Origin of the sequence: Kineococcus rubinsiae (assembly GCF_011839805.1) — a bacterium.
GTDB lineage: Bacteria > Actinomycetota > Actinomycetes > Actinomycetales > Kineococcaceae > Kineococcus > Kineococcus rubinsiae.
Genome location: NZ_VWPY01000057.1, coordinates 18,209 through 27,864, shown reverse-complemented (window position 1 = coordinate 27,864; position 9,656 = coordinate 18,209). Strand labels below are relative to the sequence as shown.

Genomic DNA, 9,656 nt, shown 5'->3' with positions numbered 1-9,656 from the left:
GCGGGTGCCCGTGGCCAGCGCGCCCGCGCCGTCGGCGGCGGAGGCGATGCCGCCCGTCAGCGCCGGGGCCGCCTGCGCGAGCCGGCTCGCGCCGGTCGACACGGCGGCCGCCCCGGCCGCCACCCGGTCCGCGCCGGCGGCGAGCTGGTCGACGCCCGCGCGCGCCGCGCCGAGCTGCTGGGCCGCGCCCGCGAGGCCGCGGCCGGCGGCGCCGACCTGCGTCGCGGCGGTGCCGAGGTCGGTGCCCAGGCGCCCGAGGCCCGGGTCGAGCCGGGTCTGCGCCTGCTCCAGCGCGGCCAGGACCTGCTGGAGCTGCGCGTCGTCGTGGTTCGCCGCGGCGAGGGCGCGCAGCTGCGGCAGCACGTCGGTCGCGACGCCCGCGCGCGCGGCCGCCACGTCCTGCGCGGCGCTCGACAGCCGGTCGCCGAGGTCGGCGAGCTGCTGCGGCGCGGTGGCGACGCCGCCGCCGTCGGCAGCGACGGCCGCGTCGATCGAGTCGACGGCGGTCGCGAGGCCGGTCGCGCCGGCCGAGACCTGCTGCGCACCGGTGCTGACGGCGGCGGCCCCGTCGGCGAGCGTCCGCGTCTGCGCGGGCAGCGGCGCGGTGGACGTCCGCAGCTGCTGCAGGCCGGTGGACAGCTGGGCCGCGCCCGTCGCCGCGGAGGTCGCCCCCGCGGCCAGCGTGCGGGTCCCGGCCGCCAGGGACGTCGCGCCGGTCGAGAGCTGCGCGCTCCCGGCGGCGACGCGCCCCGCGCCGCTGTCGAGGTCGCCCAGGCCCACGGTGAGCTGGGCGGCCCCCGTGTCGGCGCTGCGGGCGCCGTCGGCGAGGGTCGCGGCGCCGTCGGCGGCCTCGCTGATCTGCGCGTGCAGGTCGTTGAAGCCCACGTAGACGTTGTCCAGGTAGCGCGCGGTCGTGCTCGTCGACAGCGAGTCGCGCAGCGTGGTGGTCAGGGTGCTCGCGACGTTGCCGACGATGTAGTTGTCGGCGTCGTCGGTGACGACGCTCAGCTGCGCACGGCGCGGGTCGGCGCCGCCGGGCGAGACGAGGTCGGCGGAGAACCCGCGCGGGACGGTCATGACCGCGGCGTAGTCGCCGTCGTCGAGCCCCTCGGCCGCGCGCTCGGCGCTCACCTCGTGCCAGGTGAAGCCCGCGGCCCCCGCCGCGGTCACCTGCTCGACGATCTGGCGCCCCGCGTCGACGGTCGTCGTCGTGCCGTCGGCCGCGGTGCTGGGCGCGGGCACGTCCTGGTCGACCACGGCGGCGTCCAGGCTCGCGAGCTTCCCGGTCGGGTTCCAGTTCGCCGCGAGGTACAGCCCGCCGTACAGGCACGGGATGACGACGACCACGACGAGCGCGAGCTTGGTGAGCAGGGAGCGGCGGAAGCGCGCGAGCTCCAGCCACGGCAGGGAGATCAGCGGCATCACGGCGCTCCGGGGGTGGTGTCGGGGTCGTCGCCGGCGTCGGCCGGCTGCAGGGACAGGACCCGCACCCGGCGGGAGGGGGCGCCGCCGGAGAGCTCCGGCAGGCCCCTCGCCGCGGAGGCGTCCTGGCAGGTCACGACCACGGTCAGGGGGTGATGGCCGCGGTCGTCGTCGTAGCCGTCGAGGGCGAGCAGCGCGGCCCACGCGCGGCGGCGGTCCTCCGCGTCGCGCAGCGCGTCGACGTCGTCGACCACGAGCACCTCGGGGCGGCCGAGGAGGGCCAGCACGACGCCGAGCACGAGGCGCTCCAGCGGCAGCAGGTCGCTGACGAACTCCCGGCGGCGCAGCCGGTGCGGTCCGCGCGCGTCGGCGCCGTCGGCGTCCTCGCGCCCGCGCCGGACGTGGCGCGCGGCGCGGGCGGACTCCACGAGGGAGGCGTTGGCCGCCAGCGCGGCGTCGACGCGGTCGAGGACCCCGGCGACGCGCGCCCCGGCCACCCACGGCTTCCACCAGGGCTGGTGGAGAACGAGCCGCTCGGCCACGTGCTGCTCGACGGTCAGGGCGTCGTCGAGGTCGTTGACGCCACGCAGCTCGGCGAGGGCCACGCGGTGCCGCACGGCGCGCGCCGCGCCGGGCAGCGGCAGGCCGCACACCTCCAGCGACGACGCCTCGACGGCCATCCGCCCCGCCAGGGCGAGCAGCAGCGACGTCTTGCCGCTGCCCGAGGGCCCCTGCACGACGAGCAGGTCGCCCGCGTCGGCGTCGACGTCCAGCGGGCCGAACACGGTGCGGCGGTGGTGCTCCAGCCGCAGACCGCGGGCGCGCAGCGCGGGGACCGGCGGTACGGCGTCCTCCGCCGCGAGGTCTCCGACCTCGGGCTCCAGCGGTCCGGGCCCCTGGGGGTCCTCGGCGGCGCTCACGCGCGGGCCCCGTCCGGGTCGGCCGGGACCGTCATCCCGAGCACCAGCGCGGTCAGCGCACCGACGCGCTCGTCCTCGGCCGGCGGGTGCCCGTCCAGGTGGACCTGCGCCACGGACCCCTCGAACTGGGCGACCACCGCGGCCGTCAGCGCCTCGACCGACGTCGCGGCCCGGCGCCCCAGGTGCTCCAGCGCGGTGGCCAGCGCCTCGGCGACCTGCCGCCGCGTGGAGGCGCGGTAGTCGGCCAGGACGAGGGCGGCCCGCGGGTCCCGCAGGGCCTGCGCCGAGACGTCGGTCAGCACGAGGTACCAGAGGCGGTCGGCCGGCAGCGTCCGCAGCAGCCGGGACACCACGGCCCCGACCTCCTGCTCCCCGCGCTGGCCGGATCCCTCACCCGTGGACGCCGGGTCGGCCCGCAGCCCGGTGCGCAGGGCGAGCAGCACCGTCTCGGCGCGGTCCTCGAACAGCGCGACCAGCAGGTCGTCCATCGAGGCGAAGTTCGAGTAGAAGGCGCCGCGGGTGTAGCCGGCGCGCTCGCACACCGCCTCGATCGAGGCGGAGGCCAGCGACCGCTCGGCCACCACCTGCAGGGCGGCCTCCAGCATCCGCTGCCGCGTCTGCACCCGTCGCCGCGTGACCCGCGGCGCCTGCTCGGTCTCCGTCACGACGACGAGGATACACATCGCATCGGATGTGGTGTGGATCGGATGCAGACCGGATCGGACGCGGGTCCCGTCGGGGCGGCACCGGTAGCTTCGGCGCCAGAGCCCATCCACGAGGAGGACCACGTGCCGCCCGACGACGCACCGCTGGACGCCGCGACGCGGGCCTGGCTGGAGGGGCCCGGGGCGATGGGGCGCCCCGTCGCGCACGTCGAGGTGATGACGGGCGGGTACTCCCGCGAGACGCTGGCCGTGACGGCCGACGACGGGCGGCGCTGCGTGCTGCGGCGGTTCACCGGCACGAACACGTGCGCCGTCGAGGTCGCGCTGCTGCGCCGCGTCGAGGGCCTCGTCCCCGTCGCGCCGGTCGTGGCGGCCGACCCCGACGGGACGCTCAGCGGGTCCCCGGCGCTGCTGTCGGAGCTCGTGCCGGGCCGCGACCTGGGCGCCGCCCTGCCGACGCTCGACCCCGCGGCCGCCGAGGCCTGCGGCCGCGACGTCGGCGCGGCCCTGGCCCGGCTGGGGTCCGTCGAGCTCGGCCGGCCGGGGTTCCTGACGGGGCCGGACCTGGTGCCCGGCCCGCCCGGGGTGGACCCGACGAGCAGCCTCGACGTGTTCGTGGACCGCTGCCTCGCGGGCAGCGCACCCGCCCGCGAGGCCCTCGGCCCGGCCGGCGTGGACGGGTTGCGGCGGCTCGCCGGGCGGCTCACGCCGGAGCTGGGGGTGCTCGCGGGCGCCCGCCGGCTCGTGCACGGCGACCTGAACCCCAAGAACCTCCTCGTGGCCGAGGAGGACGGGCGCTGGCGGCTCGCGGCGGTCCTGGACTGGGAGTTCGCGTTCAGCAGCTCGCCGCTGTTCGACGTCGGCAACCTGCTGCGGCGCCCCCGCGCGCCGGGGTTCGAGGCCGGGTTCCTCGCGGGCTTCTCCGCGGGCGGCGGGGACCTCCCGCCGGGCTGGCGGAGGCTGAGCACCGGGCTGGACCTGTTCTCGATCGCCGACCTGCTGACCCGGCCGCCCGGGCACCGCTACTTCGCGCAGGCCGTCGCCGTCGTGCGGGAGCTGCTCGACGGCGACGGGCCCGGCGGGCTCAGCTGACGGGTTCCTCGCGCATCCCCCACGGCGATCCGTAGCCCTGCGGCGCGGGCGCGGCGAGCAGGTCGAGGAACGGCTGCGCGTCGAACGCCTCGGGCCCCAGCACCCCGGTTCCCCGCCACGTCCCGGCCGCGAGCAGCTCGAGGGCGATGACGGGGTTCACGGCCGTCTGCCACACGACGGCCTGGGCGCCGTACTCGGCCATCGACCACTCGTTGTCGACGACGTGGTAGAGGTACACCGCGCGAGGTTCCCCGTCCTGGCCGCGCCCGCGCACCAGCACGCCCGCACACGTCTTGCCGCGCATGCGGTCTCCCAGCGTCGCCGGGTCCGGCAGGGCCGCGGCGACCACGTCGCGGGGCGAGACCGCCACCCCCTTGACCTGCAGCGGGACCGTCGAGTCCAGGCCCAGCTTGTGCAGGGTCTGCAGGACGCCGATGAACTCGTCCCCGAGGCCGTACTTGAACGTCACCGTGCGCGCGGACGTCCAGCGCGGCATGAGGACGACCTCCTCGTGCTCGACGTTCACGCACTCCACGGGCCCGATGCCCTCGGGGAAGTCGAACACCTCGGGGTCGCTGAACGGCGCCGTCGTGTACCAGCCGCGCTCGCGCTCGAACACCAGCGGCGGGTTCAAGCACTCCTCGATGGTCGTCCAGATGGAGAACGACGGGGCGAAGTCGTAGCCGTCGACGACGAGGTTCGCGCCGTCGCGGACGCCCAGCTCGTCGACCTCGGAGAACAGGTGGTCCTCCGCGTAGCGGGCGAACACGTCGGAGAGCCCGGGTTCCACGCCGATCCCGACCAGGGCCAGCCGGCCGGCCGCCTCCCAGTCGGGCGCGGCCGCGAACTGCTCGTCGCCGAGCATCACGCCGGGCAGCTCGTGGGGGCGCTCCGGGTGCGGGCGCGACAGGCTCATGGCCATGTCGAGGTAGGTGGCCCCGGCCGCGAAGCACCCCTCGAAGATGGGCATGACGAACCGCGGGTCGACCGCGTTCAGGACGTGCGTCGCCCCGTGCTCGCGCACCAGCGCGGCCACCGCGGCCGGGTCGGAGGCGTCGACGGCCGCGGCGGTGAGCCGGGCGTCGCCCAGCTCGTCGACGAGTCGCTGCGGGCGCGCCGGGTCGTAGTCGGCCAGCACCAGCAGCTCGAAGAAGTCCCGCCGCACGGCGATGCGCACCGCCGCCGAGCCGACGCCGCCCGCACCGATGACCAGGATCCGCATGTCGCTCCGTCCACCACCGCGCGGGTCCGCCGGCGCGGACCCGATCACGGACGCAACGTAACTCCCCCGGTGGGCGCGCGGGGCACCGATGACTTCTGCGGCGCCCGCGGGTCGGAGGGGTGTCGGCCCGCCCCACCGCTCCCCGGAGGTACCCCGTGACCCTGCGCCTCAGCCCCTACGTCTCCCTCCCCGGCGGCGCCGCCCGCGCAGCGCTGGAGTTCTACCGCTCGGTCCTCGGCGGGAAGGTGGTCATCAACACCTTCGGCGAGTTCGGCGGCGCCGAGGGCGTCGACCCTGAGGCCGTCATGCACGGCCAGCTCGACGCCCCGTCCGGCTTCACGCTCATGGTCTCCGACGCGATGGCCGGGATGGCCGCGGCACCCGGCAGCAACATCGCCCTCTGCCTGTTCGGCGACGACCTCGACGAGCTGCGCACGACCTTCGACGGCCTGGCGGAGGGCGGGGAGGTGACCACCCCGCTCGAGCAGCAGGTCTGGGGCGACCACTACGGCGCCTTCACCGACCGCTTCGGCGTCGACTGGATGGTCAACGGCGGCGGGACCGCCTGAGGCCCGCCCGCAGGCCGCCGGGCCCGGTCGCAGCCCTCCGCTCGACAAGGTCACCACCCGCGCGGCACACTCCCCGCGTGCGGCGCACCGGGTTCCGGCGTCGTCGCACCGGTCCCGGGGACCCCACCGCCCACCGCGGGCGGGGAGCCCGGCCGTCCGTTCCCTCACCGCATCGAGCAGCCGGTCGGATGAGGGCGTCGCTGCGGGTCCGCGGACCCGCAGCCGGCTCTGCGCCCCGAGGGGAAGGACGACGAGTGCGCTTCCTGCAACCCGATCCGGGCGTGGCCGGCCACCTGCTGTGGGTCGTGAAGATCGTGGTGACCGTCTACGTCGTCATCGCCCTGTTCACGGCGGACTACGGCGGCAGCGCCGCCGACTGGGGCGTCTCCTTCATCTCCGGGTTCTTCGGGAACATCATCGCCACGATCAAGGGCCTCGTGAGCTGGTTGCAGACGCAGTTCTGAGCGGCGTCCGCGCCCGGCTCGCCCCGTCCTGACGGGCGGGCGCCCGGCGGGCCGGGCCGTGAGGACGGTGGGAGGGTGGCGGCGTGCCCGCCCGCGAACTCGTCGTCCTCGGCACCGCGAGCCAGGCGCCGACGCGGACCCGCAACCACAACGGCTACGTCCTGCGCTGGGACGGCACGTCGGTCCTGTTCGACCCGGGCGAGGGCACGCAGCGCCAGATGGTCCTCGCCGGGGTCGCGTCCCCGCGCATCGAACGCCTCTGCGTGACGCACAACCACAACGACCACTGCCTCGGGGTGCCCGGCGTGCTGGCCCGGATGGCGCTGGACGCCCCGGACCGCTCCGTGTCCGTGCACGGGCCCGAGCACGCCGTCCCGCACCTGCGGGCCCTCGTCGAGGTGGCCTCGACCGGTCTGCCCGTGACGGTCCACGGGGTCCCCGCGACGGCCGGCGCCGCCGTGGCCGACGTCGCCGGGTCGCAGCTGACCGCCGTACCGCTGGACCACCGCGTCCCGGCCGTGGGCTACCGGCTGCAGGAACCGGCCGGCCGCCGGTTCCTGCCGGAGCGGCTGGCGGCCGCGGGCATCCGCGGCCCCGACGTCGGTCTCCTGCAGCGCGACGGGGAGCTGCGCGGCGTGCGCCTCGCCGACGTCACCGAGGAGCGGCCCGGGCAGTCCTTCGCCTTCGTCATGGACACCCGGCTCTGCGAGGGCGTCGCGACCCTCGTCGCCGGCGTCGACCTCGCGGTCGTGGAGTCGACGTTCCTGGACCGCGACGCCGGCCTCGCCGAGCAGTACGCCCACCTCACGGCCCGCCAGGCGGCGACCGCGGCGGCGCGGGCGGGCGTGCGGCGGCTCGTCCTGACCCACTTCTCCCAGCGCTACGGCGACCTCGACGAGGTGCGCGACGAGGCGGAGGCCGCCGTCGCCGAGGCGGGCGGTTCCACGCAGGTGCACGTCGCGCGCGACCTCGACGTCGTCGCGGTGCCCGCGCGCTGAGCGGCTCCTCAGGCGGGTGCCGCGTCCCGCGCCGTGGGGCGGGCGCCCACCCCGCTCCCGTCGTCGTCCGGTTCCCAGCGCAGCAGGTCGCCCGGCTGGCACGCGAGCACCTCGCACAGGGCCGCCAGCGTGGCGAACCGCACCGCCTTGGCGCGACCGTTCTTCAGCACCGCCAGGTTGGCCGGGGTGATGCCGACCTGCTCCGCCAGCGCGCCCACCGACATCTTCCGACGGGCCAGCATGACGTCGACGTCCACGACGATCGGCATCAGACGACCTCGTCCAGCTCGGCCTGCAGGGTGGCCGCCTCGCGGTCGCGCGCCACGGCCTGGACGAGCAGCGTCCGCTGCACGAGCACGATGAGCGCGATCCCGGCGATCAGGACGCCGGCCCCGCCGAGGAGCAGGACCACGCCGGGGGCGACCGCCTCCCCGGGGGCCAGCACCACCCCCAGGGCGAAGGCCAGCACAGCCGCCGCCCCGATCGCGCCGATCACGACGTCGACGGGGCGGAAGGCGCGGGAGGCGAACACCGTCCCCCGCCGGACCATGGTCAGCAGGCGCCACACGCAGACCGCGCAGACCTGCACGGTGACGATCCCGAGCACGACGATCACGACGACGGGTGTCCGCACGGCCCGGACCGCCGGCCCCGCCCCGGCCAGGTCGGCCGCCAGCAGCGGCACGAGCACCACCTGCAGGAACAGGGCCCCGGCGAGCACGGCCGCCAGGACCACCCGCAGCACCAGCACGGTCAATCGTCCCACGATGTCCTCCAGACGTGTCGAGCAACGACTAGAAGTTATCGAAGAACGATAGATCAAGCAAAGCCTGAGCGGCATCCGCCACGGACGCTCCGCGCCCGGAGACCCTGCCACCCCGACGACTCGTCCCGGCCGGCCGGGCGCGCCGCGTCACGCGGCAGCCCCGGCCGGCTCCAGGTCAGTAGGCCTTCACCTCGACGGTCGACACGATCGGGTTGTCCCGCGACGCCTGCGCGGTGATCTGCACCAGGTCGCCGGGGTTGTCGACCAGGGTCTCCAGGACGTAGGGCTTCCCGCGGCCGACCTTGGCGAAGATGTCCAGGTCGTCCGCGACGAGGCGGCCGTTGACCGACACGTCGAAGACCCGCTGCCCGCGTGCGCCGAACGTGGGTTCCACGAACGTCAGGCGCACCAGCCACGGGCTGCCGGTCGACGACGCCGAGTTGATGGCCGCCGTGTAGCGCGACCAGCCCCAGCGGACGCTGGCCTCCTGCGGGGTCAGCCCGGGCAGCGTGGAGGTGAACACCTGCCCCTTGTCGTAGCCGGAGTCCCCCTCCCACCCGAGCGACGGCGCCGCGCCGGCGTCGACGAGCGCCCAGGAGGGGTCCACGAAGTCGACGAGCTGCGCCTGGCCGTCGCAGCCGAGCTGGTCCGTCACCTGGTGGTGGAAGTAGTGGTCGTCGTACTCCGACCAGGTGCACGTCTGGGAGCCCGCGGTGCTGACCGGCGCTGCGCCGGCCGGGCCCACCGCCGTCACGGTGTAGCGGTCGTTCAGGACCCAGACCCGTGTCCCGCACTGCTGACCGGCCGTCATGTCGAAGGTCAGCGACGACGCGGCAGCGCTGCCCTTGGCCGCCGTCGGGCTCTCCGCGCAGTAGTCGTCCACGGGCACCTCGGTGACCGCGTACGAGACCCCGACGGGCTGCCCGGCCGGGACCTGCCAGGAGGCGGTGAGGGTCTTGGCGTGGGTCGCCTGGAACTGGGCCTGCGTCAGGCCCGGCTTGACGGTGAGACCGGTGACGGGTTTCACGGGGGTCGCGCTGAGCGCGGCGGAGCGGGTGTTGTTGCGCTCGTCGAGCTCCTTCGGGAGCCGGTTCACGTCGTCGACGGTGGCGGTCAGCGTGGACGCCCCGGTCACGGCGGTCCACGTCGCGGACCCCGCCGGACCGCCCGTGGCGGTGACGGTACGCGAGGCCCCGGCGGCGAGCGCCCCGGTCGAGGTGTCCGCCCAGGACACGGTGCGCCCGTTCACGGCGAAGGCGACGCCGTGCACGACCCCCGCCGGCGTCGCGACGGTCCCCGCGTTCCGGATCGTGGCCTGGAACAGGACCCGCGACCCGGTCGCCTGCACCCCGGCCAGCACCGGCCGCACGTCGGTGACCACGAGGTCGTAGCCGCCCGCGGCCTGCGCGGGCGCCGCCACCGCCAGGCCGGCGCACGCGGCCGCAGCTGTTCCCGCGACCGCCCCCCACACCCCGCGCCGCGTCCCGCGGCGTCCTCCGACGTTGAAACCCATGGTCGTCCCCCCTGGAGCCTGGTGG

General features: G+C 76.1%; 11 protein-coding genes. 4 read left to right on the top strand and 7 right to left on the bottom strand.

The window, feature by feature from the left end; all coding sequences use genetic code 11:
- The 3 genes from F1544_RS19525 to F1544_RS19515 all read right to left on the bottom strand — a co-directional run.
- Positions 1 to 1,422, bottom strand: a 1,422-nt coding sequence (locus tag F1544_RS19525; RefSeq protein WP_208972229.1) for a YhgE/Pip domain-containing protein, incomplete at its 3' end; no start/stop codon positions are given.
- Positions 1,422 to 2,342, bottom strand: coding sequence for an ATP-binding cassette domain-containing protein (locus tag F1544_RS19520; protein ID WP_167587849.1), 921 nt, complete (start codon positions 2,340 to 2,342; stop codon positions 1,422 to 1,424). The genes F1544_RS19520 and F1544_RS19525, both read right to left, overlap by 1 nt.
- A complete protein-coding gene (locus F1544_RS19515; RefSeq protein ID WP_167587848.1) occupies positions 2,339 to 3,007 on the bottom strand; it encodes a TetR/AcrR family transcriptional regulator in 669 nt (222 codons plus the stop codon). The genes F1544_RS19520 and F1544_RS19515 overlap by 4 nt, the downstream gene beginning before the upstream one ends.
- Positions 3,008 to 3,130: 123 nt before the next feature.
- Here F1544_RS19515 and F1544_RS19510 point away from each other — a divergent pair, with 123 nt between their 5' ends.
- Positions 3,131 to 4,099: a phosphotransferase family protein gene (locus F1544_RS19510; protein ID WP_167587847.1), complete on the top strand. Its 969-nt coding sequence runs from the start codon at positions 3,131 to 3,133 to the stop codon at positions 4,097 to 4,099.
- On the opposite strand, the gene F1544_RS19505 is transcribed toward F1544_RS19510, so the two are convergent.
- On the bottom strand, positions 4,092 to 5,321 hold the full coding sequence (locus F1544_RS19505) for a saccharopine dehydrogenase family protein (RefSeq protein ID WP_167587856.1): 1,230 nt from the start codon (positions 5,319 to 5,321) through the stop codon (positions 4,092 to 4,094). The genes F1544_RS19510 and F1544_RS19505 overlap by 8 nt on opposite strands.
- Before the next feature lie 155 nt (positions 5,322 to 5,476).
- Here F1544_RS19505 and F1544_RS19500 point away from each other — a divergent pair, with 155 nt between their 5' ends.
- From F1544_RS19500 to F1544_RS19490, 3 genes are all read left to right on the top strand, one after another.
- Positions 5,477 to 5,890 carry a VOC family protein gene (locus F1544_RS19500; protein ID WP_167587846.1) on the top strand — a complete coding sequence of 138 codons (414 nt, stop codon included), beginning with the start codon at positions 5,477 to 5,479 and terminating at the stop codon, positions 5,888 to 5,890.
- A 254-nt stretch (positions 5,891 to 6,144) separates the two neighbouring features.
- Entirely contained in the window at positions 6,145 to 6,354 is a 210-nt protein-coding gene (locus F1544_RS19495) for a hypothetical protein (RefSeq protein WP_167587845.1), read from the top strand.
- Positions 6,355 to 6,437: 83 nt separating this feature from the next.
- The gene (locus tag F1544_RS19490; RefSeq protein WP_167587844.1) at positions 6,438 to 7,352 is read left to right on the top strand and encodes an MBL fold metallo-hydrolase; all 915 of its coding nucleotides are present in this window, start codon (positions 6,438 to 6,440) and stop codon (positions 7,350 to 7,352) included.
- 8 nt (positions 7,353 to 7,360) lie between these two features.
- Here the strand turns inward: F1544_RS19490 and F1544_RS19485 are convergent, their stop codons facing one another.
- From F1544_RS19485 to F1544_RS19475, 3 genes are all read right to left on the bottom strand, one after another.
- A complete protein-coding gene (locus F1544_RS19485; protein ID WP_167587843.1) occupies positions 7,361 to 7,621 on the bottom strand; it encodes a helix-turn-helix domain-containing protein in 261 nt (86 codons plus the stop codon).
- Entirely contained in the window at positions 7,621 to 8,118 is a 498-nt protein-coding gene (locus tag F1544_RS19480; RefSeq protein ID WP_167587842.1) for a DUF2975 domain-containing protein, read from the bottom strand. The genes F1544_RS19485 and F1544_RS19480 overlap by 1 nt, the downstream gene beginning before the upstream one ends.
- Before the next feature lie 175 nt (positions 8,119 to 8,293).
- The gene (locus F1544_RS19475; protein ID WP_167587841.1) at positions 8,294 to 9,631 is read right to left on the bottom strand and encodes a malectin domain-containing carbohydrate-binding protein; all 1,338 of its coding nucleotides are present in this window, start codon (positions 9,629 to 9,631) and stop codon (positions 8,294 to 8,296) included.
- Positions 9,632 to 9,656: the final 25 nt, after the last annotated feature.